This is a genomic window from Levilactobacillus senmaizukei DSM 21775 = NBRC 103853 (assembly GCF_001592085.1).
GTDB classification, from domain to species: domain Bacteria; phylum Bacillota; class Bacilli; order Lactobacillales; family Lactobacillaceae; genus Levilactobacillus; species Levilactobacillus senmaizukei.
The window spans coordinates 76874-101890 of record NZ_BCWD01000007.1 but is presented as its reverse complement, the minus strand read 5'-3'; the positions used below and the strand labels follow the sequence as shown (position 1 = coordinate 101890).

Genomic DNA, 25017 nt, shown 5'->3' with positions numbered 1-25017 from the left:
AAATAATCACTTAAACCTAAAAAAGGCGGTCGTCAACTTGACGATCGTCTTTTTTCGTAAAGCTATTCAGAGACTGAGCCGCCATAGCGGTTTGCTCACCACCTTTAAACCACGCCGCTTCCGGCCTGATTTATTATTGAGGGGCATCCTGCAGCGACCAGGTAATCTTGGTTTCATAATTGCCAGCTTTCGAACCACCGTTTAACTCCAGGAGGACGCCGGTATCGGCCTTCCAGTCGTCCGTCACCTCGTACTTCCCATCGTTAATCTTCTCATCGCACGAACGGGTTAACACCCGCGTTGGCGTGTTGCTCAATGTCAGACGCCGGTCACCGTCAACGTAAACCACTCGTCCGGCCGCCGGTTGGCGGTCGACCGTCAGGGGCGTAGCTTGGGCCGACAACGACCATTGTTTATCCTTACCACGAGTGTCCTGAATGGCGAGTTTCCATCTCCCGGCACGCTTAATCAATTGGGGGGTACCAGACAGCGTCCCTGACTGAAAATTCTCCTTAGGGGATACCATGGCAAACTTGAGTTCACCGGCAACCTTGATGTTAACCTTCACCCGTTGCGAGGCATCTCCGTGGCTCGTAACGGCTCGCAGAGATAAGACATTGTTACCAGGCTTCAACTGACTAGCCTTAAGGGGTAATCGAATCAAGCCATCGGCACTTACCGGCAGATCATCCAAAGGCTTGTCGTTTAGGGCAGCCTTCACCTTGGTCCGCAGGTTCATGCCCATGTCGCCATTACACGTGACGACCACCTTACCGAGCACCGTCGTGTCCTGATTGGCCTCAAGCGAAACCGAATTTGGACTGATGATCTGTAAGTCCACGTCGGCGTGTGGATTAATCCGAAACTGAGTGGTTGCGATCGAGGCTACTCGAGCGGTCGAGGTGAACGAACTCCCAACAGATGGGACCATCTTAGTCTCCTTAACCTCCATAGCCTTGCCATAGAAATTAATCATCGCCGTGTCATTAACATCGCTAAGCTCTTGATCCAAACGAATCATGATCTGACGATCGGTCATCTCATCCAGCGACAGCACTTGCTTCTTGCCGTTACCGTATAGGATCTCTGCCCGCTCATAATTAATGCCATCGGGCAATCGTAACTTCGCACGGATGTCGGCCCACGTTTGCCGACCACTCTTGTAATTCAAATGATACGCCACCTGTAGTTCATCCCCACTAACAACCTGATCCCGTGGTGCCAGGGCTTGCTTGCGTTCGACATCAATGATTTCACCATAAGTGTCGACGACAATCAAACCAGGAATGTTTTCAAAGATGACGAGGTTTTCGTCATGCGCAGCGCCAGTTGCGGAGGTAAAGCCCCAACGAACTTTAGCCGGTTCATTAGCCGAATGCGGCCACGCTGGATCGATCTTCTTCGGATCGATTCGCACCGTTTGTCGCAGCCCTGGCAAAGGATTGTTGGTCTTAGGGTCACGGTCATCAAACGTATAGGTCATCTGCTCCGTCCTGGGGTCCCAACGTAATGACAAGTGATGCCACTTTCCCGTGGCTAAGAAGTCCGGGTTCTTTGGATCTACCAACACCCCTTTGTGGTCCATCGAGTAATGGTAGTCCGTCCGACTCAGGAGACCACCTAGGAAGCCCTTATCGGTTGCATGTTGAATATACGTCGTTGACTGCGCGGGATAATTGGAAGCAATGTGCACGGGGGCCGCATTCAAGTCAAAAGACTGACCTTGTCCAGCCGCACTGGCGCCATCCATACCATTATGCCGCGTATCAAACTCCAAGGCCCAACTATTTTGAATGGCCGTTTCGGCCAGATGAACCTTCGAGCCTTGATGTGCCAAGTTGTCAGCAGCCCACACACCCAACGTTTCGCTGGGCAGTTTAGTCTTCTTACCAGCTGGCGATTTAGCCAGCGCCCCTAAGCCTGCCGGATCGTTCTGTAAGACGAAGGCCATTCCGCTACTAACTGGGCTCTCTTGGCTTCCCAAGTATACCCACATTGAAAACTTCTGGACCTTCTTCAAATCCATATAACCTGAGTCGGTCGACCAAATCGCCCCAAACTCATAGGGCTTTTCGTGCAACCTGACAATTTGAGTACCTGGTGCTTCAGAATTTTTTCCATTCACAATGGAGGTCGAACTCTTATCAGTCGTGTCTACCGTGAGAAATGGATTGGTCTTGTTGATTAAAATACCTTGTGGCGCAGTTGCTAAAGCGTCAGAATAATCAGCACGAGCTGTTATTTCATTACTCCTTAGACAAACGGCCAACAGAATCAAGCTAGCGCTCAACCACCGTTTGAACAACTTGCATCCCTCCTATTTCGTTAATTTTTCGTGACGATCACGATAGAGTAGGTAGCCAATAACGGCTAACAACATCGCAATCAGTAATCCTAACAAGGCGTACAGCCAGTAGTTAGGTTGCTTGGTTGGCGTCAAAACAGTCTTGTTAAGCCGCCGAACCGTTGTACCCTGAATGGTGAAGTTGCGTTTGAACTGCCATTTCTGGGCGCCCGCCTTCGCCGACAGATAAAGTGTGTAGCGACCGGACGGGAGATTCTGGTTCCCCCACGGAATACCAAAGTTAAAGTTACTGTTGGGAGCCATCCCCATACCGGATTGTTGTTGCCGGATGAGGGTTTGCGTCGACCCCGCATTAGTCACTCGCGCATTAACCGTGAGTTTTTGCATAATCCCGGGCTGCGAGTTTTGCAGGTTGGCCGTCACCAAATTACGCCGGTTGACCTGCACCGCTTGAATCTGGTGTAACCGTAAATTCGGGGCAATGGTCTTCGTGTTTTCCCGTAACCGAATCCCAATTGCGTAGGAAAAGGCATTGTTCAACGTGATCGCCGACCCAGAATTGTGAGCCTTAGGCGGTACCTGTTCAACGTAGACCCCACCCAGAATAATACCCCGCAACTTCTTCGCTGGCATCCGATACGTCAATGCCACGCGTTTTTGGGTATTAGCTGGAACCGTTACCTTTTGGTTGGAGGCCTTCGTGAAGATGTCTTTGATACCCACCTTCAGCGACGGGTCCAACTTAGGGTTTGTCTGACTATAGTCGATGACCCCGTTATCATTGGTCACCGCTTGGTTCACATTCACCCAATACTTTTGCCTCGTGCTACTCGTGTTGTTAATCACGATCGTCAAGCGTTGCCGCGCATTCGGCTTGGTCCGCAAGGCAAAGTAATTCACCGTTGGATCATCTTGATTGCTAGGTAACATCGCCCGCACCGTGTAACCAACACTATTAGCCGCAGCCGTTGGTATCTGGCCAGCTAGACTCATCATGGCAAACCCCAATGCCAATAGAAATTTCAGTCCTCGTTTCATTACCGACTCCCCCAATCAGTCGTCAGAAAAATTAACGATTACTAACCTTGCTCAGTGGCCTATTGTGGTGTATCGCTCAATTGCCACGTCAACGTTGACGTGTAAACCCCGCCCATTTGCCCAGCGGGTACCGCCAGGTTAATGTCACCAAGACTGTAATCAGCGGTCCAAACACCTAGACCACCCTTAGCCGCAGCCGAGAAGACAATTTGATTGGTTCCCGTGCCATCAAGCTTAGTCGCTGCGCCAGGGGTTGGTGCTGCGGAAGGGTTGCCTGTGTTGCCAGCAGCAATGTCAGGCGAACCTAACGAAAGAACGGCACCACCGAGTGTGTTGCCCGTGGCATCAGTGAATGGACTGTTCTTCAATTGAACACTCCAGCCACTGCCTAACCCTGGGTTAGACACTTCAACGGGGTTATCTGCCGAAAGCGCCGGATAACTACCATTGATTTTTGTGTTAGGGGTTACATTCTTACCAAAGCTGATGTTTGGCGCAGAATCAAGCGAAATCGCTGCGTTAGGATCGGTATCAAATTCCGCAGTAGTTGTCGTACTTTGGGTCGTTGAGGCCGAACTACTGCTGCTTGAGCTAGTTGAACTCGAGGTGTCAGTTGTATCCGCAGCTGCTGGAAGTGCTGCGGTCAAGCCAACGCCTAATGTTAGAACAGCTAAACTACTCAACAGAGAAATCTTTAATCTGCGAGTCATCTTACTCACTCCTCTAAAATAATCTAATGATTACCAGCTTTAGAGTAAACGAGTAGCTCTGGTAATGGTTGAACCACCCGTTAGCTAACCAACCAAGTTATTCCGTGTCGGCCACTCATTCGCCGACCATCATTCTAAGCAATCCTAGTCAAAATCCCTTTGCTTGATTCAGATAAAATAATAACTGGTTACGAAAAAAAAGACCAGCTTTTCGCCAGTCTTTCGTATCTAGTCAATTAATCGTGGTCAGGCGCGATGGTTAAGGCCAACAACGCATTCAACCACTTTTTAGTGGCCGAATCAGCTTGTTCATTCACCTGAAATCCCAAGGGGCTGAACAGAGCTGCGACAGCCGTCCACTGTAACTGGTCCCCTTGCAGGAGGCTCTTAATGAGTTGCTCGCGTTGCTGATCAGTGACTGGAACTGCCGTGGCAGTTAGCAAGTTGACTGCCAATTGGTTCGCAATCAATTGCGCCCAGGCGGGCTGATCCAGCGGTTGAATAATTTGCCGGCGTTCAGCCAAGGGCACTACCGAGCCCTCGCGAAACAGGAATTTCTGCCAACGCGCCGTTTGTTGCCAAAGCACCGCGTAGAACTGCCAGGGAACCTGATTACCAATTCGTTTAAGCGTGGCCGTACTGATCGCCGTCACGTCCCATTGAATCTGGTCCTCTCCCGCTTGCATGGCGGTTCGTAACCACTCGCTAAAGAACCGCTGAATCGTGGCATCCACCGTTTGTGGAAGGCGACTTCCTTGGACCAGGTGATATCGCGCGAGCAAAAAGTCTTCGACCTGTTCCCAGGTAATGGCCCGACTCGCTTGTTGTTGCTTCCGCCGCCGAAATTGTCGGAGCTGTTTGACCCGACTCGACTTGGCAAACTTGCCTGGACGACTCATCTTCGTTGCCTCTTTTCTTTACTCAGAAATCGTTGTCTTTTTGTGATATTTATGGAAGTACCGGGCCGTCATGATGCCCAGGAAAACGACCCCGACCAAAATGGAAATCCGGGTCTCGGGATTCAAAAACATGAAAATTAACGTGATGGCCAAAAAGACCAACGTCACGTAGTTAGAATATGGCGCGAACGGCATCTTAAATGGATGATCGACCATCTCTTCTGGATGCTGCTTACGAAACTCAATTTCACTAATTAAGATCACGAACCAGGGAATCATTCCGGGAAGCACACTGGAACTGTAAACCATGACAAAGATTTGGCTGGCATCTTTAAAGAACATTGGCAGAACCACATTTAACACGATCCCAATGGCAATTCCTAAGGAAATCGCAATGACGGAGTAAAATGGCACACCGTGGCGGTTCAACAGCGTGACTTTCTTGGGGAGCTGCCCCTTTTCAGCCAACGTGAAGGCCATCCGACTGGCACTGTAGATCCCGGAGTTTGATCCGGACAAGGCCGCCGTAATCACAACAAAATTAATAATCGAGGCGGCCGCCGTAATCCCCACCTTCGCGAAGGTTTGAACAAACGGCGAACCCAGTTGGTTCAATTTGTCCCACGGATAAATGCTGACAATCACGAAGATTGCCCCAACATAGAAAATCAAGATCCGGGCCACGGTCGACCGAATAGCGGCCACCAAGGTGTGCTGCGGGTTCTGGGCTTCACCGGCCGTCACCCCAATCAACTCAATCCCCTGATAGGAGGCTAAAACAATTGCTAACGCATAGATAAATCCCTTGGCCCCGCCGGTAAAGAATCCCCCATTCGTCCAAAGATTACTGATTCCTACGGCGTGACCGCCATTGCCGAAACCAAAGAGAATGACCCCGAGGCCAGCAATAATCATTAAGACAATCGTGACGACTTTAATCAGGGCAAACCAAAACTCCAGCTCACCAAACATCCGTACGGAAATCAAGTTAGCTGTACATAGAAAGAGGATCGCAACCAACCCCGGAATCCAGTCTGGCAAGTTGGGCCACCAGAAACGGAAATAACCACCAAGCGCAATCATTTCACTCATCCCAACAACAATAAATTGGAAAATGTTACTCCACGCCGTCAGATAACCAAAGACGGGGTGCATGTACTCGGACGCAAAGGTTGAAAAGGACCCGGTAGTTGGATGGACGTAAAGCATCTCGCCCAGGGCCCGCATAATTAAATATAAGAAAACACCAGAAATGATATACGCAATGAGGACGGAAGGTCCCGTCCACTTGATGGTGGAACCAGACCCCATAAATAATCCGACGCCGATAGTCCCACCCAATGCGATCATCTGCATTTGGCGAGCGCTTAGTCTTCTCTGCAATCTAATTCCTTCTTTCGGTTTAATAATTAAAACTTAATGAGAAAATGTTACCTGATCTGTCGGTAATAAGCAACCTTTATTTACGATCTTCTTAACCCGTTGGCTCTAATTATGCCGCAACCACAATGATTATTCAATCACTGCATACAGCAAAAAGAGCGCGTGGGACCAACGGTGGTTAACCGACCCGCCTTAAGACCGCTAACCAAATAATTCTGATTTTAGCTTGGCGAGCTATCAGCGTTAAGCTTTTTGCACCCACTCTCGGCCATTAAGACAGCATAATAAAAGAGCCTGAGGTTTTGTCTCAGGCTCTCCCACAATTCATTTAAATTAATTTCTCGTAAACGTAGCAAACATCGGCGGGATGGTAAACCCCAACAATTTTACCCACGCGTTCGAAACCAAACTTTTCAATTAAGTGCTGCATCTTCCCGTTGTCCTTATGGGTATCGATACGGATACTCTCGCAGTCGGGATGGTTATCGGCCACATAATCAAAGAGGTCCCGGAAGAGTTGCGACGCATAGCCCTTCCCTTGGTGATGGGAGAAGATGGCGACTCGGTGAATCGTCACAAACTTATCCGTTTGCTTCAACCATTCCCCTTGTAACGTATCATATGAGGAATCAGGCGCCGTCATCACGGCGGCAACCCCTAACGTCTCGTGGTCGTCACTGTTGTAGATCACTGCCCGACCCGCCGCGATGTCGGCCTTGATGACCTCGCGGTTGGGATAATCATTCTGCCACTGGTCAATCCCGGCATCGGCCAGTTGCTGCTTACCGTCTTCAATAATGTCACAGATGAGATCTAATTCATCTGCTTTGGCTTTACGTAAATACATGGTTCTCTCACTCCATCCTTGGTCTAAGCTAAGCTGGTTAATACCCGTTGGGCCAATTGGTCAACTCGGGCCCAATCATCATCGTCTGCATCCCGGTCGATCTTAACGGAATCAGCGACTTGTTCGCCATTACTTGAGTTCAATTGGATAGTGAGATAATCAACTGCCCGGCCAAAGTGCAAATGAGTCTTGGAGCTAGAACCTAAGACGGCAAACTTGGTCCGATCCAGGTCAACGTCCTTCAAATCCTCAAAAAAGTCTTGGGCTTCATCGGGCAGATCGCCGTCATGGAAGGTGTAACTAACCACGATAATGGCATCGCTCTGGGATAATTCGAAGGCATCCGCCTGGGAAATTTCGGTAATGACAGTTTGTGCCTTAGAGGCTAACTGTGCTTGTAGATGGCCAGCAATGGCTTGGTTACGGCCGGATTGACTAGCGTAAATAATTTGAATATTTGGGGTCATAATTGGTGGGTTCTCCTAACTGTTTATAAAATCAGCTAGTTCGCGAGTAGTCAGCAAACTAGAAACTGCTAAATATAATATCACTTATGCCACCAATTCCCTAACGATTAATCCCGATTGTTGATAAAATATCCCGTGAACCATTTGCTCATAATTAAACGAACTGTCTAAAAAACCAACTTATCAAGCATCATGGCTGGCATTTCATCACGAATTCCGGGCACGCCAAAACCACTGAGTTCACGAAACTCTCGCCGCAATTGTTGATACCCCGGCCAATTAGTCGAGAAGCTATCCGCCGTCATTTCAGCCAATAACTGATTGACTTGGGCTTGGATACTGGGTGCCAGTTCCTGGGCATCGGGTCGCAAGCGGCCCTGATCGTCTAGGCGACGATGTTGCCCATAAACCATTTGGCGGAACAACCGATCGATGTGTTCCAACGAACGTTCATGCCCGCCAGCCGCCTGCTCCACCTGATAGAGCGCCATGCAATAGCGCGCAAAGCCGGGGATCACCATTGAAGCCCGGGTGGTCACCGACCGGTTGACGCTAATCAAAGCTTCGCCACCGGTCGGTGCTAACAGCTTCTGCAGTCGTTTGGCGCTGGCCTCGGCCGCTCGTTTGGCCCGCCCCAGGGTGCCATCATGGTAGATCGGGGCGGTCGCTTCGGGCCCCTCATAAGAAAACAGGATTGTCTTACAATTAGGCGCTAAGCCCCCGGCCGCCTTAAGCGCGTGCAGCCACAATTCCCAGTCTTCACCACCCATGACGTGAACGGTCGCCGCGATTTCCGCGGGCGTGGCCGGAGCCAGCGTCCGCAGTACCAGTCGTTCATGCTCCAAGTCTAATGTCTCGTCGGTCACGGATTGACCAATCGGTTTAATTGCCGACCGCCAGACCTCCGTGGGATCGGCCGGATTGACCCGTTTCGGCGCCGCAATCGCGTAAACAATTAGGTCCAACGGCTGCCAATTTTCCCGTCGTAACCGGTCAATCACTTGCTGCTTGGTTGCCGCTAAGAAAGCATCGGCATTCAAATTCACCGCTCGGAGTCCCTGGGCCTCCGCGGCCTGCTTCACATAGACTTGATTCCACCAACCAGCGCTTCCTAATGACGCTCCTTGAGGCGCCCGCTCATAACCAACCGAGAACGTGTTGGCTCCCTGCGCAAAAGCCACGACCATCCGACTAGCCAGACCATATCCTGAAGCACCACCTAAAATTAGGGCATTTTTGGCTCCATCGTACATGCCGGCACTCTGGACTTGGTTGGCTCCCAAGTCGACCCGGAGCTTGCGCCCAATTGGATTCACCGATCGGGCGACGTTGCCGGTAATGGTTTCGGTTAACTTAATCATTTTCATCCGTCTTCTCCTCCTTCGAGGTCTTGGCTCTAATTTAACACGTTTCAACGGCATTTGGGCAGGTCACCTCCATTGACTAGAAATTTCAGCGTCAGTGTTCGAGAAGGCCACTTATTAATATCATCGATATAACCTGCCTCACCCCTATCCACCTATGACGACCCTTGGTCGGTAAATCCAAACCAATCAAAAAAGAGCCACGACGTCATCGCAGCTCTTAGTTCGTTCTATTCATTTTCTTCTTCAAAGTTCGACTTTTCTAAGATTTCTCGAACTTCATCGGTGGAGTGCGCCTCCATCATTGCGTTCCGCAAGCCCGCCGCATTCCGCTGGTTGCGAACGTAAATCTTGAAGAACCGTTTCAACGCTGCAAAGTGGGCCGTTTGAAACCGCTCTGCAAAGTCATCGTACAGATCCAGTTGATACTTCAGCAGGTCCATCAACTCATGCAAATCATGTTCCTTGGGGTCTGCCTCGAACGCAAACGGCGTGGTAAAAATGCCCCGACCGATCATGATGCCGTCAACCCCTGGGTGAGCTTGCGCTAAGGCCAGCCCCTCTTGATAGTTCTCGATATCACCATTTAACTGTAACAGCGTATCCGGTGCAACCGCATCCCGTAGCTTTACGATATCATCAATCAGTTCATAATGCGCCGGCACCCGACTCATTTCCTTCTTAGTCCGCAGGTGAATCGTTAACAGCGGAATATCCTGTTCTAATAGGAAGGTTAGCCAATCATGCCACTCGTCCAATCGGCTGTACCCCAGTCGCGTCTTAACGCTAACCGGGAGTCCTGCCGTTTTAGCACCGGCAATAACTGCGGCCGCGCTATCGAAATTACGAATCAAGTCGCTCCCACCATGATTCTTGATAACCGTCGAATCTGGACATCCCATATTCAAATCAATGGCTTCATAACCGCGTTCCTTGACGTTTTCGGCGGCACGTTCAAAGGCTTCCCGATCATTGCCCCACAATTGGACAACCGGCATGTGCGCCTCTTCCGGTGCGACGTATAGCCGGCCCTGCACGGAAAATTTTGCCTTAGGATGCGTCACACTAATTGCATTGGTAAATTCCGTGAAGAACACATCCGGCGCGGCCGCCCGCGCAACTACCCGACGGAAGATAGCATTGGTGACGGCTTCCATGGGGGCTAGACTAAAGAACGGCCGGTTCTCGGCCTTGGCGTGGTCAGCGATATTCTGCCAGTAATTCGAATCAGGCACAGTTAAAATCTCCTCTATCAATATAATTTTATAAATCCCGTAGTTTTCACAATCTCTATATTCTACCACGTTTACTCAGTGTTACCAGCAAAAGTCCCTGTGATCACGCCAGGGGCCCGTTATGAAAACGAGCCCCCGGCTACACTAATTACTGATTAACCACACTCACATCACCATCAAGAGCCTTGATGTTCAACTGACTCTTGGCATCCGCTCGCCAATGAAGCTTGCGTGAACGTACTTGATCATTTACCTTCACCTGACCTTTAGCGGCCGCAATGCTGACCCCCGTCGATGAATGTAATCGGGCCCGGATATCGCCATCCTGTGAAGTTGCACTCAGTTGCCCATCGACCTGGTTATCCATCAAGCGGATATCACCCTTAAGCACGGTCACCTGGCTCGGACCGAGTTTGGCGCCGGCCACGCTAATATCACCATCAGCGGCGACTAATCTCGTCCTCGTTGCGGTAGTCTGAACATTGGTTAAGCCAATATCACCTTGTCGGGTCTGCACGGCCAAATTGTTGGCATGGATATCATCTAACCAGACATCCCCCGTGGTCGCGTGAACCTGTAATTGACTCGTAACGGTTAGCCCTTGAAGTGTCAGATCAGCACTATCTGCTACGATCACACGCTTCAGCTTAAGGCCTTGGAGCGAAACCGACCCACTCTTCGCCGCCACGGTTACGCGATTGAGTTGGACTCCCTTGGGTACCGTGACGAGAACTCCACTCGAGTTGGCCACCGCTGCTCCGACACTCGCTCTTCCACCCAACAGTGTCGCTGACTTGGCCTTCACCTGGCCACAGGTCACCTTTAGCGTGGACCCTTCCACACCAATCTGTGGTCGCGTCTTGGTTCCCTTTAAATAACGAACGGTCACCTGGTTGGTATCCCCCGCCTTAACGGTGACCGGCACCGGACTAGCAATTTCAATGTTTTGATACGCCGTGAGGTTCACGTGATGATTCACGCTGCGCGCAACTCGTAAGGCATGCGCCTCATGGTCCCAAGCTACCGCTTGACCACCATGGTGCCACCAGCCGAGTCCTCCTAATATCACACCTAACACGATCAGCGTCAGGCTTACTCGCCGTCGATGCTGCATTTCAATTGCCCTCCATTCGCTCATCTTATTTTGGGTAAATTTTCGTTCTCATCAAGTCGCTAACAATATACTAATTTAACCAATGATTGTCAATGGATGACCCCCTTCAAAATACCCATTTTATCGCATTTTCAGGCAATAGTTATTCAACGAATCAACCAATGGCGGTGAAGCGTCATTTATAAATAAACAAATGAGACGTTTCGTTGACTTTACCGGGCGAGCTCAGCATACTTATTCTAATTATTACTGAGGGGGATTCATTCATGCTCAATCATCAAGCACTGTTGATCATCGATTATACCAATGACTTTGTCGCGGACCAGGGCGCGTTAACCTGCGGGGAAGCCGGTCAGAAGCTTGCTGCAACCATTGTCAATTTGGCGGACGAAATGTTGGCAGACGGGGACTGGATTTATCTGCCAACGGATGTCCACACTCCTAATGACCCCTACCATCCCGAAACCAAGTTATTTCCACCACACAACGTTCGTGGTTCCTGGGGACGGCAACTCTTTGGCCCCTTAGCAACTTGGTTCGACCAGCATCAGGCTGATGCGACCGTTAGCCAATTCGACAAGACCCGCTACAGCGCCTTTGCAGGCACCGATCTGGACCTGCGACTGCGCGAACGTCACGTCGACACCCTACACTTAGCGGGAGTCTGCACGGATATCTGCGTCCTTCACACTGCCGTTGATGCCTACAATCTAGGCTACCAACTCGTCATTCACCAAGATGCCGTGGCCAGCTTTGATCCAGCCGGCCACGAATGGGCCCTCAAACACTTTGTTAACGTGCTCGGCGCTCAAGTCATTTAACTGAAGAACGCTTAAAAGCGCCGTTACGATTGGTTTTGTAGCGGTGCTTTTTGGGATTGTCCAAAACATTCGAGTGGCGTACAATAAGGGGCATAACCAGTTTTTAGGCAAATTATCCGCCAACGAAACTAAATCTATACATATAAAGGTGGCCACTCAAAATGAAACGCCTATTCGTCACACTCGGTCTTGGCCTACTGATGACCGTGACCCCCATGGGAATTGCCCACGCCGCGACGGCAACATCCACAGCGGATAGTACCGCATCCGCAACGTCCACTTCGTCCACAGCAACTGTCACCAGTTCTGCCAATTCGGCTTTGACGTCTTCGTCCAGCGAATCATCGACGACCAAGCCTAAGCCGACCCCGAAGCCTAAACCTAAGCGGGTCTATCGTAAGGTCATCAGGACCAAGAAGGTGACCTACTACACCAAGATCAACAGTAACAAGCGTCACAACTACAAGGTCTACAAGTCCGGTGGTGCCAAGTCCTCCGCGGCGAACTGGTCCGCAATTTCAACGGGTCGGCACTACGCCAACCGAAAGGTCCACATTACCCGTGAACAGACGATGGCGGATGGTCTCTGGTTGAAATTCACCTACAACCATAAGCATACCGGTTGGATTCACCGCAATGGAACCGTGAAAAGTTACCGCATGCTAAGTGTGCCGCTGATTGCTCAACGGCCACAACTACCAACAGGCTGCGAGATTACCGCCACAACCATGATGCTCAAATACGCCGGTGCCAAGGTGACAAAAATGTCGCTGGCAAAGGAAATGCCTCGTAGTTCGAATCCTAACAAGGGCTTCGTTGGGAGTCCCTATGCCAAGTCCGGCTGGTGGATCTATCCCAAGGGCCTACTAAAGACCGTTAAGAAACACGTCGGTTCCGCCAAGAACATGACCGGCGCTTCCTTCAACAAAATGAAGAAGCAAATTAACAAGGGTCACCCCGTGGTTATCTGGGTCGCCGGTGTCGATGGTTTCGTTAATCACGCCATCACCTTAACCGGATACAGTGCCACTCGAGCTTACTACAACGATCCTTGGACCAAGAAGAAAACGAGTATGACCCTCAAGAATCTCAACAAGCATCGGAAACACGATGCTTACCGGGCGCTCAGTTACTAAAAAGCCAGCTGACTTTTGGCGCACGTTTCAACTACATCAATTAGCATAGAAATAGGCCCCCTGTTTTTTAACAGGGAGCCTATTTTGTTTTCATTTAACTTTTGCGATGACTTCAACACAGTAACCGGTTTGATGGCAGTTTGGACAGGTTAGCTTCCGCGTCTTGGGACTATGTCCCGCCCAAAATGCCGTCCAGAACCGGGGCTGAAACACCGTTTGACAATTGGGACAGACATAGCAAACACTTTGGAAGTAGTGCCAAACCAGCCAACCAGCCACGATTACCGCAATGCCCATCGTTGTGCCAAATATCCACCAATTTTCCGTTTTCCAGGAGGCAATGAACCCTGCCACCTCAATCACATCCATCAGCAATCCGCCACCTATTAGCCGGACGTGTAATTGCCGTAATCGTTGCCGATCCTTCATAATTTGTTCCATGTCCTGGATTGTTTTGATAGGTAGACTAGCCGCCCCCACCAAGCTAGCACGAACTTTACGAATTGTTTTCAACTTTTCCTCTGTCGCGGTTTGTGCTTGTTTCAATAGCACCACTTGTTGGTCCAGCATCAGGTCTAAGATTTCGGTCCCTCGTTTACTCGTCAAAATTTCTTTAATTACTGCCAGCTTTAATCCCATTCCTTTAAGTAATAGGATCAGTTGTAACTGCTGAGCGTCCGTCTGAGAATACTGTCGCCTTCCGTTTGGTCCAATCGTCGCCGGCAATAGCCCCTGTCGATCGTAGTATTGCAGCGTTCGTACCGAAATACCAAACTGTTTGGCTAACTCTCCTGTCGTGTACGTTGACATGGTTTTCACCTCCTACGACTGTTCTATCAAATGACGTCGCGTCATGAGCAAGTCTTCTGGTCATATTTCCCGGGTTATCCATGCTAGTTAGCTTAAATGATAGCAGAAAGAGATTTACCAATCTACCAGCCACCGTCTACCAGCCACCGTCCACCAGTCATTTCCTTTATTATAACGAGTTTGATCGTCTTCATATTATCTTCACAAACGATTCAACAATTCGTTAGAATTCGTTAACAGAACTAATTTATACGACTGCTATATTGTAAGTGTTACATATTTTTTTGGGGGGTGAGATTGGCCGGGGGGGACCAGTCTCCCCCTTTTGGGCACAACTTAAGAAGGAGATGGCTTATTTGCAATTCAAACACCCTCGGATGGCTGTGGTCGCCGTTGCGTCTCTGGCAGTCCTAACCATTGGTCTAGCCGGTTGCTCGAGCTCAAACAAGACTTCCGCATCCGACTATGGCATCAAGAACAACAAGGTGGCGCTAACCACCGACCAAATTAAGAAGAATCTAGATACAAAGATCATTACGACTCGTCAAGACAGTCAGCAGGCGTTGACCGCTCAGTACAAGGCGGCAGCCGAAAGTGATCGCTACACACTGGCCAGCCCCTACGTCAAAATTAACCCCTACAACGCCTCACCATTAACGGCGCTGGTCACCTTTAAAACCAATGAGTCCGTCAAGGTCACCTACACCGTCGTTGGTAAGACGGACAAGACGTCTCTCACCAACACAGTCAAGGGGGGCTACACCAAGTCACACCAAGTGCCGGTCGTTGGTTTATACGCCGACACCAACAACACCGTTAAGATTACGACGATCACTAAGAATGGGAAAACCACCACTAAAACTTTAACGATGACCACCGGGTCTTTGCCGAAATATATCGAGGATGCCACCATCACCGTCACCAAGAATGACAAAGACCAGATGGAAATTGGTAAAAACAAATTAACCATTATGAATCGCACCACGAAACAACCTTTTGCCATCGATGCCGACGGTGAAGTTCGCTGGTACGATACCAACTACTCGCAACACACCATCGAACAATGGTCCAACGGCCACATCATGATGCTGTCGAAGAGAGACGTAAATTCGGACGTCTACAACGACCTCCTAGAAACCGACTACTTAGGCCGCGTCTATCAGGAGTATTCCTTCTCCGATAACACCAGTAGTTCCGACAGCAGCAGTGTTTCTAAGGCGGCTGCGAAGTCCAATAAGGAAACCACGGTCATTCACCATGACCTGGTTGAATTACCGAATCATAACTTCCTCGCCACCGTATCCGATGGCTCCAAGTATAAGGAAGATACCATGATTGAGGTTTCTCACAAGACCGGAAAAATTGTGAAGGTTATCGATATGAAGAAGCTCTTGCCGAAGTCCATGTGGTCGCATTATCAGAAAGGGCTCGACGGTAAGATTGATTGGCTCCATCAAAATGCCGTGGATTACGATAAGAATGACGATTCCATTGTCATTTCCAGTCGGAACCAGGATCTGATCATGAAGCTCGACTACCAGACCGACCACATCAAGTGGATTTACACCGGTAAGCAAAAATCCAGCTGGCCGTCCGCCTACCGGAAATACCTGCTGAAGCCAGCCAAAGGCACCACGATTACCGGTGGTCAGCACGGCCTCTATCTCTTGAACAATGACGACAAGCATAGTGCCAACAGTGAAGACTTCATGCTCTACGACAACAACATTGCCGTGACCAACGGTAATAAAAAAACTTCAGGTAGGTATTCGCAAGCCGTTCAATACCACGTCGATACCCAGAAGATGACCATTAAACAAACCTGGGCCTATGGTCAGTCCTTAGGAAAGACCAACTTCACGCCCGTTATTGGTTATGCCCAAAAACTAACCAACGATAACGTCCTCATCGACTTTGGCTTCAAGAACGGCGGTAAAGAGAGCAACATCATTGAGGTCAATCAGTCCGGCAAGCAGGTCTTCAACGTTACCATGAAGAGTGCGGCCTCCAAGGCCTACGCCTACCGGGCCTACCGCGTGCCATTCTATAACGCCGCCTATCAATTCGATGCGACTAAATAGACTCTGGAGCATGACTGGCGTCTCCGGCCCAGATCGACGATATTGCTTCCGAGTCATTCTTCAATAATTAACTAGTTTAAAGGGAGACAACATTATCTGACAAAAGATAGTGTCGTCTCCCTTTTTAATTTCGCTATTTAAAGATTGCCTAATGCTTCCAGCGACGTTGGTGATGTGTTCGGTAGAGCCAGGTAATTAACCCGATAATAATGATAATTGGCACAATCAGCGCAAATCCGGCCAGAATTTTGCTGAACAATCCCACCAGAATGGCCCCAACCGCAAAACTTCCTAACACCGTAAAGGTATCAATGGCCTGACTACCCGCCTTGTGGTCATGATAACGGACACCGTCATACAAGGAAGCAGAAGCCTTACGGAGATTACCCGTCATCATCAATGGCGTGAAGGGGGCTCCCTTAATTCGCCGGAATTCCTGTAATTCCGCTGCAGCCGCCAAGGACAACAAGGTGGTAATGACAATATCTGGCAGACGGTTGGTCGAGAACATGACGAAGACCAACAAGGCTAACTCATACCACAACACAATGTATTGTTGACTCACCGACCGATTCTCTAGTAGATGTTGCAGTCCTCTGGCTAACATCGTCCCCACGGCAAAAGCCAAGATCGACGCTAAATAATGACCCACCGTGCTAAATTCTAGCCGACCCAAATGAATGCCCAGCAAGATTAAGTTCCCCGTTTGGAGGCCAGCAAAAATTTCACCATGTTCCAGATAGGAGTAGGCGTCCAGTGCCCCCGCAATCATGGTCAAGGCACTCCCAAATAAGAGTTGCTCGTGCGCGGGAAAATCCGTCTCTTCCACTTGTTAGTCACTCCATTCACTTAATTTATCTGATCAGTATAAATGAAAATCACCCGGCTGACACCATTCTTCGGCTAAACGGCGCCGGTCAATAACCGCTCGACGAGTGTTCTACTAGGCCCACCACCGATCTTTAAGAGTCCCTAAAGAATCGCAAACAACTAAAAAGTCCCCATCACTAGGACGGGGACTCGTAAACCTCTGATTGGGCTAGCTGGATTCGAACCAACGCATGACGGGATCAAAACCCGTTGCCTTACCGCTTGGCTATAGCCCAATAATTAAGTCATCATGACTCAACAGAACTAAGTTTAGCATTCACAACGGTCAAAATGCAACCCCTTTTATGAAAACGCTTATGATACGAGAAGATTAGTTGACACCAGGGACGGCAAACGGCTAACATAAATGTATATTAATTCACAATTTAAACGGCGTTTGCTTGCGAAAGGAGGGCCACCATGTCGACCACCATTACTATTAAAGATGTTGCAAAAGCTGCTGGCGTCTCCGAGGCCACGGTGTCTCGCGCACTGAACCACAGTGATCAAGTCAAACGCGACACCCAACAAAAAATTCAGAATATTGCCAACGATCTCGGTTACCATCCTAACGGGCTGGCTCGTAGTATTCGTATGCAACAGTCCCACACCCTGGGGGTGATTATTCCGGATATTCTCAACGACTTCTTCACCCAGTTCATTCGGGCAATTGAAGATGCCAGTGAGCAGGCCGGTTACGATGTCGTCATCGTCAACACCGATGAACGACCTGACAAGGAAAGCCGAGCGCTCAACCTGATGTTGGAAAAACGCGTGGATGGGCTGATTATCGCCAGCGCTGAGGGTGATACCGATTATCGGGAACTCTTAGGCGGTATGCCAACCGTTTTCGTTGACCGGACCCCGCTCAATAGTAGTCAAGCCGGCCTGGACCGGATTCTGGTCGATAACGTCCAAGGGACTCGCGATGTCGTGACCCATTTAATTAAGCAAGGTGCTCGACGCATCGGAATCATTAACAGCGCCGTCCCCTTCACGGCCCACGAACGACTTCAAGGGTACCATCAAGCCCTAGCTGCCGACGAACTACCACAGGAGGCGGCCATCGAGGCTACCGCCCGGACAGACAACAGCAATGTTGAACAGATGACCCGGCAGATCCTGATTAACCAAAAGTGTGACGGGCTCTTTGTGGCGGATAACACCATCATGGCGGCCGTTCTACGCAAACTCCCCGAACTGAAGCTGCCCCACCTTTACCTGGGAGGTTTCGACGATCAGTCATGGTTCGATCTACTGGAACAACCGATCGTCACCGCCCGTCAACCAGTGAATCAACTAGGCCAACTGGCCGTTGAGCATCTGTTGAACCGCATCCAAGACCCGGCCACCCCGCCTAAAGAGATTCGCCTGGCCACCACGGTGATTGACCGGTAGGCATTAGTTCATCGCTGGGACGACTTTAATCCTAAAATCTAAATCAAACTTAATCATAGTCCCCCCCAGTCGGGCTTTCCCGAAATATCTGGAATGCGCTCTTAGTTCCATTGTGAATGATCTTAGAACACCCACAATCTGGGTACTTGGCGATTTGATAGGCCAGATTAAAAATTTTCTTTAAAGCGTTCCCTGTACCTTTAACTGCAAAATTTGATAAATTATCATCTTTAATTTACAGTAAATTTCGAGTAAACTGGTACTGGAACATCTCACTCATTCTCGCTTTCTGCTGATTTTGGTCGATTGGTGCAGGCACAATGGTGATGTGTCCTTTTAATATAAAAATTGGCGTTGATGGGAAACCCCTCAACACCAATGATCGTAGAGCCAAAAAAGTCGCGACATGGTCGCGACTTTTTATTTGAGCTGTTAGCTCGATTAAATTTATTTGATTGGGTCGTAGTTTGCCCGTGGGCCACCAACGTACTTCGCCCGTGAACGTAAAGCTGTCACGTGGGCGCCACCCAATTCCTTGATGGAAGGACGAACGGGAACTTGAACGAACTTAACGTGCATCCCAATGAAGGTATCACCGATATCGAGCCCGGCTTGGGCAACAATGTGTTCAACTTCAACGGGATCGTCAAAGTTCTTGAAAGCGGCAATTGAACCAGCACCACCAGCATGTAAGGCTGGAACGACGTTGACAATTTCGAAGCCCTTCTTTTCAGCTACTTCACGTTCAACCACAACACTCCGGTTGATGTGTTCGCAACCTTGAACGGCTAAGTGAATTCCTTCTGGCTTCAGCTTGGCAATGATCGTCTGGATAATTGCTTCACCGACATCTAGGTTAGAATTCTTACCAATTCGCCCGCCAACTACTTCACTAGTAGAACAACCGAGGACGAAAAGGTCCCCCTTGTGTAATTTTGCTGCGTCCAACACATCTTGAACGATAACGTTCAAATCTGCTTTCAACTTTTCAATATCAATATCCATCATGATGCACACTCTCCTTACGTCAGACTGGGCTTGAATTTAACGAGGCTCTTAACGAGTAAGACCGCCACGACCATCCCGAATCCAACTTGAAATAAATTACTTGTAATTGATGCTATACCGGCCGGCCAACCGTATAGAAAGGCAGTCGCCAAACAATAACCAACTACCATGATAGCGCTTCCGACGATCAATGGGAAGATGGTCGCCTTTAAAGACTTATCATTTTCTGGTGTCAGGTAAGCGACAGCGAAACCTTGAGTACCATGAATGACTAACGAGAAGAGGCACCACACTGGGTAACCAGCAAGAATATCAATTAAGAAACCACTACCAGCCCCCACCATGACACCGACTGGATTACCAAATAAAATTGCACTGGTATAAATACCGACTTCACATAAAGTAACAAATCCGTTGGTGCCAGCAATTGGAATCCGTACCAGTAACGACAACGCCACCGTTAAGGCGATCATCACCGCTGCTAACGTATTCGTCTTCAATGCATCGTGTTTCATTGGGTTTCCCTCCTATTGGCGGCTAGCGCCTTGCCACACGCTCCCAAGCTGTGGACTAATCACGACGCCATGTTCAATGCCTAAGTGGACGAACCGCTTGGCATCGTTAACCGCGTCAGGTAACGACCGACCGTTAGCCAACTGACCCGTGATGGCGGCGGAGAAGGTACATCCCGCACCATCAGTCGTTGACTGGTGAATCTTAGGACTCTCAAACCAAAAATCTTGTTCACCATACCGCAAATAGTCAACCGCCGTGTCGCCCGGCAGCCGATTACCACCCTTGATGACCACATTGGGACACCCAAAGGCTTGAATGGCCTTTGCCGCCGTGACCATCTCAGCCTTCGTCGTAATCTTGCCCAAACCGCTTAATTGGCCGGCTTCGTCAAGATTTGGCGTTGTCACAAATCCAAGTGGTAATAACCGTTGTTGCATGGCTTTAAGGTAATCCGACTGTAACTGCGTATCACCCTCCTTGAACACCAGGACGGGATCAACCACCAGCTTGAGTGGATGATCGGCCAACTCAGCACAAACGGTCTCCAAGGCAGGTAAATCACCAAGTAAACCCGTTTTAGCAAAGTGCACCGGCAATTGGGTCAAGATTGAATCGAGTTGTTGCTTAATAATAGCTGAATCTATTTGATACAAACTGACCCCGCTGGGCAAGATGCTCGCCACGCTGGTTAACACACTGACACCAAAAACATTGAGTTCTTCAAATGTTTTTAGGTCAGCCTGAATACCACCGCCGGCCAAACTATCCGAACCAGCGATGGTTAAGACGTTTTCCATGAGATCTCCTCCTGATACTGTCAATTATTGTCCTTCGTGGAAGCGATCACAACCGCCAATTGGCTTGTTTTTAATCCAGCCAATTACTATACTTAAGTAAACCCGTAAAGGAGACCTACATATGATTGATTGGTACGCCGACTTACCAGATATTAAGCCAAAATATTTAGCCATTACGCAACTTATTCGGCACTTAATTCAAGAAGATAAACTCTTGCCCGGTCAACGTTTACCAGCAGAGCGCGAACTGGCCGAGGCCCTCAAGGTTGACCGTTCGACGGTCAGTCGGGCGTTGTTGGAGTTGGCCTCCGTCGGCCTAGTGGTGAAGCGGACCGGCAGTGGGACCTTCGTTTCGTCCTTGCCTCACCTGGACAACGCGACCAACAAAGTTAACTGGACGACTTTTCTTGAAACCACTGCCTCCAATAACTACCAGGCCTATCAGGGACAGCTACTACAGGCGCGCGCCCTCGACAACGGTCACCTCATCGATGCCGCCGTAAATGAATTACCCATGGACTTAATTCCTAAGCTGGGGTCATTACAAATGGACTGGCAGAATTTCTTGTTGGCGCAGCACCAGGAACAAGATGCGGGTTACCTCCCCCTCATCCAAACAATCAGCAACGTCCATAAGGCCCGCAACCAATTCAAATTAACCCGCCAATCCCTAATCATTGCCGGCGGGGCTCAGCAATCGCTCCTATTAATCCTACGCAGTTTGCTTCAGGTGGGAGACGCTGTGGCCTATGCCCAGCCTTCGTATTTCAACGCCAGTGCGATCTTCCAGGCGGTCGGTGTCCGAACCTACACGGTGCCGTTAAAACACGGTAAGCTTGATTTGGGCGTCCTGGAGGACCTGATCCTGAAGCACCGGATCAAACTCCTACTCCTAAATCCAACCTTCCAAAACCCGACCGGTGAAATCGTCAGTCTCCGGCAACGGCAAAAGATTCTGACCCTCTGCCAGCAGTACCAGGTTCCAATTGTTGAGGATGATGTGTTTGGCTGGCTGGTCAATAAGAGCGACGAGGTCCCGACGTTCAAATCGTTGGCGCCGGCTAACGTCATCTATATCAGCTCCCTCTCAAAGTTATTGGGTTCTAGTACTCGGATTGGCTGGATCGTGGCGCCACAAGCCATCGGCCAACGACTGCTTCAGGTCCAAAAGAAACTGGACATTGTACCCAGTATGCTGGCGCAGGTCATGGCCAACCTCGCCCTCACTAACCCATCCTTTAATTCCGAGATTCATAAATTGACCCTGGCCTTAGCAGCTCGTCGTGAAGCCGTTGCTACTATTTTTCATGAGGTCCGGCCCGATTGGCAATTTGCCAGCCCTAATGGTGGCCTGTTCTTCTGGGTCACCCAACGCGATCAGGAAATATTTAACCACCTTTTAGCCAAGCACATTCTTGTCAAACCTGGTCCAATCTATGGTGCCGACCGCCAAACGTTCCGATTTAACTTTGCCGTCATCGACGAGACCAAGCAGGAACAACTCAGAACGCAATTACGCCAACTGAAACCATAAAAAAAGCCGACTGTGAGAAGATTCTCACAGTCGGCTTTTGCCCACACTTACTTTAAGATTTCGCAGAATTCAATGGTTTCGTGGTTCGGTCCAAGAATGTTAAAGAACCGAATCCCCTTGTCCCAGAATGATGGGATTGATTGGATTTCGTCGTTAACCATGTTCAACCGTTGCGCCTTGGCGGCAGCGAAGGCCTTATCAACGTCGGTGGTGTTCAAAGAAATATGATTAATTGCCCCGGCAGTTGGGTTGGTCGCGTCGCCTTCCCAGGTCTCAATCGTCAAGTTACCTAACCGCATGAAGGCACAACGGTTGTCGCCGTTAGGAAATAGACCGGCCCGTTCAAAGCCTAAGCTTTCGTAGAAGGCCATCGTTGCATCCAAATCCGCCGTAGGAATCCCGACATGTTGAATCCCGGTAATAAAATCACTTACAGACATTTTTACTGGCTCCTTTTTATGTTTACGGGCCTGGCGCCTTACCGGTTGCTCTGGGAGGGCTGGAACGCCATGGGCACAGCTTTGAGCCGCAAACCACGTCTCAAAGACTGACCTTTCTCTAACCCGAGTAAATCACTCGGCTAAGAGAAATTTCATGGCCGAACCCTCCCAAAGCCGCCCTCACGGCTCTAAACGCTCGTAACTTCATTAATTCTTACTGAATAGTTCTAAACACAATACCAGCCTGAAAGGGAAGTCAAATATGGGCTCAGCCGTGGCACTGCCTTAGCCGAGCGTTATTCTCGGATTAGGCAGAACCGGATTATGGGACCGCTCTGTGGCCCATAACCGCGTTCACCGCGTTCCAGCCCATATTTGACGACCGGTCAGGCGGCCAAGCCCGCAAGCCTGAACCTCCCGACCTCCAAAATCAAAACCTATTTGCCGACGTCGACCGCTTGGTGCTTCAGCCGCGGGAAGATCACCCGATCGGCAATTCCCGTGATACCCCCTTGGGCGAGAAAAGCAAAGACCGTTCCCAACCCAAAGTTGCTAAATTGACGGGTGATGATGATGGCAACGATCGCCATCACAGTTGGTGGAATGTAAGAGAACCACATCGCCAGGGCTGCATTCCCATGGCAATAACGGAACCGCAGAATCTGCATCAGATCGTCGGCTGGATGTAAGACTAAGTTAACCCGTTGATAAATGGAAATAGCTACCGCGATGAAGGCGACCCCTAAGAAGTTCAGGCCAATATACAAGATGATCATGCCCAAGCTGTGGGCATCTGGCAATCCCCCAAAGAGCGCCGGATATTTGCCATCAAAGAAGTCTTCAAACACCTGAATCAGAGCAGAGAATGGCACCATAAATACCATATTGCCAGCAATCCGCTTCCAATCCCAGTGACGAATCAAGACCGCGTTCAAGACCGAGGTCAGGAACCCCATAATCAAAAAGGCCCAGAATAAATTCCAATGAAACGCCGTTCCGAGGTTAGCTTCAGCGGCTGACCAGTAAGCGGCCCCCAGAAATGAGGGATGAATCTTAGCGCTGGTCACCAGGGTCAAGACATTCCCCGCCGAGTTAATCACGAGCGACAAGGCAAAGTAACCAATCGCCTTAGACATTGAAATCGTTCGCTGACTCGTTTCTGCCTTTGGTGCGTCAGCATCAAAGTTACTTGCTGGTTCCACTCTCACAATCCTCAACCACCTTTACTTAGTCGGAAACTTTTACAACAGCCTTGCTGACATGTTCGACCTTACCCGTCAGAACGTCTTCAACTTGTTCTAGGCTGACTTCATGACTGATTAGAGATTCAACGTCCAATTGACCGCTAGCTAACAAGGCAATGGCATCTTCGAAGGCGTATGGATTGATAAAGGCCCCTTGGATTTTTAATTGCTTTTGGTAAACTTCGTAAGTATTCATTGAGAAGGTTTGGTCCGGCTTCCCAACACCAAACATCAGCACTTGGGCACCCTTACGAGTAGCTTCAACGGCTTGTTCTTGCGTTTGTGGTAAACCAACCGCTTCGATAACCACATCGTAGTCGGCAGGAATGCTGTCACGCTTAGTGTTGTAAGTATTCGTAACACCAAAGTGTTCCTTGTTGAAGGCTAACTTCTCATCAACGATCCCGGCAAAATCAACTTGGTGAACTCCCTTAGCTTGTAAGAGTTGAACGAAGAGTTGACCCATGAAGCCATCACCGATAACCAAAGCCTTTTGGTAAGGGGTTAAGTCTAATAACTTAATCCCATGAACGGCACATGAGATGGGTTCAGTCGTTGCGGCCGACTTCAATGAAACACTGTCTGGAATAGGGTAAACGACGGATGAAGGAGCGGTGAAGGATTCGGCTAAGCCACCATCACGGGTAACCCCAACGGCTGATAAGTTGTCACAAAGTTCTGGACGGTCAGTCCGGCAATATTTGCATTGGCCACAGTAAATGTTAGGGTCTACGGTCACACGGTCGCCAACCTTGACGTTGGTGACATCGCTACCAATCGCCGCCACAATCCCGGAGTTTTCATGGCCTAAGATAATTGGAGGGACAGCGTTCGCTGAACCTGGAAGTCCCGCGTACAATGCCCGGTCGGTCCCACAAATCCCAGCATAGGCGGTGTTAACTAACACTTCGTTAGGCTTAACCTCTGGGGTCGCAACGTTCTGAATCTCCATCTTTTCTTTTCCAGTTAAAACTAAGGCTTTCATAAATTAAATCTTCCT

At 49.5% G+C, this 25017-nt stretch carries 23 protein-coding genes and 1 tRNA gene; 5 read left to right on the top strand and 19 right to left on the bottom strand.

The annotated features are described in order from the left end of the window. Nucleotides 1-133: 133 nt before the first annotated feature. From LSE01S_RS04310 to LSE01S_RS04265, 10 genes are all read right to left on the bottom strand, one after another. A complete protein-coding gene (locus LSE01S_RS04310; protein ID WP_061776394.1) occupies nucleotides 134-2305 on the bottom strand; it encodes an L-type lectin family protein in 2172 nt (723 codons plus the stop codon). Nucleotides 2306-2317: 12 nt separating this feature from the next. After that, complete coding sequence (locus LSE01S_RS04305; RefSeq protein ID WP_235808298.1) at nucleotides 2318-3343, bottom strand: WxLIP family cell surface protein; 1026 nt, start codon at nucleotides 3341-3343, stop codon at nucleotides 2318-2320. Nucleotides 3344-3402: 59 nt separating this feature from the next. Beyond that, the gene (locus LSE01S_RS04300; protein ID WP_061776393.1) at nucleotides 3403-4053 is read right to left on the bottom strand and encodes a WxL domain-containing protein; all 651 of its coding nucleotides are present in this window, start codon (nucleotides 4051-4053) and stop codon (nucleotides 3403-3405) included. A 236-nt stretch (nucleotides 4054-4289) separates the two neighbouring features. Then, the gene (locus LSE01S_RS04295; protein WP_061776392.1) at nucleotides 4290-4952 is read right to left on the bottom strand and encodes a hypothetical protein; all 663 of its coding nucleotides are present in this window, start codon (nucleotides 4950-4952) and stop codon (nucleotides 4290-4292) included. An 18-nt stretch (nucleotides 4953-4970) separates the two neighbouring features. Further along, entirely contained in the window at nucleotides 4971-6335 is a 1365-nt protein-coding gene (locus LSE01S_RS04290; RefSeq protein ID WP_061776391.1) for an amino acid permease, read from the bottom strand. Between the two features lie 328 nt (nucleotides 6336-6663). Continuing rightward, nucleotides 6664-7182 (bottom strand): GNAT family N-acetyltransferase, encoded by a 519-nt coding sequence (locus LSE01S_RS04285; protein ID WP_061776390.1) that lies wholly within the window; start codon nucleotides 7180-7182, stop codon nucleotides 6664-6666. Nucleotides 7183-7205: 23 nt separating this feature from the next. After that, the gene (locus LSE01S_RS04280; protein ID WP_061776389.1) at nucleotides 7206-7649 is read right to left on the bottom strand and encodes a flavodoxin domain-containing protein; all 444 of its coding nucleotides are present in this window, start codon (nucleotides 7647-7649) and stop codon (nucleotides 7206-7208) included. A 167-nt stretch (nucleotides 7650-7816) separates the two neighbouring features. Further along, nucleotides 7817-9016 (bottom strand): enoyl-[acyl-carrier-protein] reductase FabV, encoded by a 1200-nt coding sequence (gene fabV, locus LSE01S_RS04275; RefSeq protein ID WP_082622342.1) that lies wholly within the window; start codon nucleotides 9014-9016, stop codon nucleotides 7817-7819. Between the two features lie 227 nt (nucleotides 9017-9243). Then, nucleotides 9244-10248 (bottom strand): tRNA dihydrouridine synthase, encoded by a 1005-nt coding sequence (locus LSE01S_RS04270; protein ID WP_061776388.1) that lies wholly within the window; start codon nucleotides 10246-10248, stop codon nucleotides 9244-9246. Nucleotides 10249-10396: 148 nt separating this feature from the next. Then, nucleotides 10397-11362 (bottom strand): DUF4097 family beta strand repeat-containing protein, encoded by a 966-nt coding sequence (locus LSE01S_RS04265; RefSeq protein WP_061776387.1) that lies wholly within the window; start codon nucleotides 11360-11362, stop codon nucleotides 10397-10399. Between the two features lie 266 nt (nucleotides 11363-11628). Between LSE01S_RS04265 and LSE01S_RS04260 the strand changes: the two genes are divergently transcribed. Both LSE01S_RS04260 and LSE01S_RS04255 read left to right on the top strand, forming a co-directional pair. After that, nucleotides 11629-12183, top strand: a complete 555-nt coding sequence (locus LSE01S_RS04260) for a cysteine hydrolase family protein (RefSeq protein WP_061776386.1) — start codon at nucleotides 11629-11631, stop codon at nucleotides 12181-12183. Nucleotides 12184-12344: 161 nt separating this feature from the next. Further along, a complete protein-coding gene (locus tag LSE01S_RS04255) occupies nucleotides 12345-13319 on the top strand; it encodes a C39 family peptidase (protein ID WP_061776385.1) in 975 nt (324 codons plus the stop codon). 90 nt (nucleotides 13320-13409) lie between these two features. Here LSE01S_RS04255 and LSE01S_RS04250 read toward each other — a convergent pair whose 3' ends face one another. Beyond that, nucleotides 13410-14129 (bottom strand): MerR family transcriptional regulator, encoded by a 720-nt coding sequence (locus LSE01S_RS04250; protein WP_061776384.1) that lies wholly within the window; start codon nucleotides 14127-14129, stop codon nucleotides 13410-13412. A 347-nt stretch (nucleotides 14130-14476) separates the two neighbouring features. On the opposite strand from LSE01S_RS04250, the gene LSE01S_RS04245 reads away from it, so the two are divergent. Then, nucleotides 14477-16210 carry an aryl-sulfate sulfotransferase gene (locus LSE01S_RS04245; RefSeq protein WP_156470469.1) on the top strand — a complete coding sequence of 578 codons (1734 nt, stop codon included), beginning with the start codon at nucleotides 14477-14479 and terminating at the stop codon, nucleotides 16208-16210. Between the two features lie 148 nt (nucleotides 16211-16358). Here LSE01S_RS04245 and LSE01S_RS04240 read toward each other — a convergent pair whose 3' ends face one another. Together LSE01S_RS04240 and LSE01S_RS04235 are read right to left on the bottom strand one after the other, a co-directional pair. Next, the gene (locus LSE01S_RS04240; protein ID WP_061776383.1) at nucleotides 16359-17039 is read right to left on the bottom strand and encodes a YoaK family protein; all 681 of its coding nucleotides are present in this window, start codon (nucleotides 17037-17039) and stop codon (nucleotides 16359-16361) included. Between the two features lie 205 nt (nucleotides 17040-17244). After that, nucleotides 17245-17316: transfer RNA gene (locus LSE01S_RS04235), tRNA-Gln, on the bottom strand. 184 nt (nucleotides 17317-17500) lie between these two features. On the opposite strand from LSE01S_RS04235, the gene LSE01S_RS04230 reads away from it, so the two are divergent. After that, nucleotides 17501-18478: a LacI family DNA-binding transcriptional regulator gene (locus tag LSE01S_RS04230; RefSeq protein ID WP_061776382.1), complete on the top strand. Its 978-nt coding sequence runs from the start codon at nucleotides 17501-17503 to the stop codon at nucleotides 18476-18478. Between the two features lie 447 nt (nucleotides 18479-18925). On the opposite strand, the gene LSE01S_RS04225 is transcribed toward LSE01S_RS04230, so the two are convergent. Genes LSE01S_RS04225 through thiD form a run of 3 tightly spaced genes read right to left on the bottom strand, consistent with a single transcriptional unit; the run spans nucleotide 18926 to nucleotide 20799 of the window. Next, entirely contained in the window at nucleotides 18926-19483 is a 558-nt protein-coding gene (locus LSE01S_RS04225; RefSeq protein WP_061776399.1) for a TIGR01440 family protein, read from the bottom strand. Nucleotides 19484-19500: 17 nt separating this feature from the next. Beyond that, nucleotides 19501-20001: an ECF transporter S component gene (locus LSE01S_RS04220; protein ID WP_061776381.1), complete on the bottom strand. Its 501-nt coding sequence runs from the start codon at nucleotides 19999-20001 to the stop codon at nucleotides 19501-19503. 12 nt (nucleotides 20002-20013) lie between these two features. Continuing rightward, nucleotides 20014-20799, bottom strand: a complete 786-nt coding sequence (thiD, locus tag LSE01S_RS04215) for a bifunctional hydroxymethylpyrimidine kinase/phosphomethylpyrimidine kinase (protein ID WP_061776380.1) — start codon at nucleotides 20797-20799, stop codon at nucleotides 20014-20016. A 121-nt stretch (nucleotides 20800-20920) separates the two neighbouring features. On the opposite strand from thiD, the gene LSE01S_RS04210 reads away from it, so the two are divergent. Continuing rightward, nucleotides 20921-22333 (top strand): aminotransferase-like domain-containing protein, encoded by a 1413-nt coding sequence (locus LSE01S_RS04210; RefSeq protein ID WP_061776379.1) that lies wholly within the window; start codon nucleotides 20921-20923, stop codon nucleotides 22331-22333. Nucleotides 22334-22380: 47 nt separating this feature from the next. On the opposite strand, the gene LSE01S_RS04205 is transcribed toward LSE01S_RS04210, so the two are convergent. The 3 genes from LSE01S_RS04205 to LSE01S_RS04195 all read right to left on the bottom strand — a co-directional run bounded on the left by LSE01S_RS04205 (nucleotide 22381) and on the right by LSE01S_RS04195 (nucleotide 25002). After that, complete coding sequence (locus tag LSE01S_RS04205) at nucleotides 22381-22773, bottom strand: VOC family protein (RefSeq protein ID WP_061776378.1); 393 nt, start codon at nucleotides 22771-22773, stop codon at nucleotides 22381-22383. 437 nt (nucleotides 22774-23210) lie between these two features. After that, nucleotides 23211-23909, bottom strand: a complete 699-nt coding sequence (locus LSE01S_RS04200; protein WP_061776398.1) for a DUF6198 family protein — start codon at nucleotides 23907-23909, stop codon at nucleotides 23211-23213. Between the two features lie 91 nt (nucleotides 23910-24000). Continuing rightward, nucleotides 24001-25002 carry a zinc-dependent alcohol dehydrogenase family protein gene (locus tag LSE01S_RS04195; protein ID WP_061776377.1) on the bottom strand — a complete coding sequence of 334 codons (1002 nt, stop codon included), beginning with the start codon at nucleotides 25000-25002 and terminating at the stop codon, nucleotides 24001-24003. Nucleotides 25003-25017 lie beyond the last annotated feature (15 nt).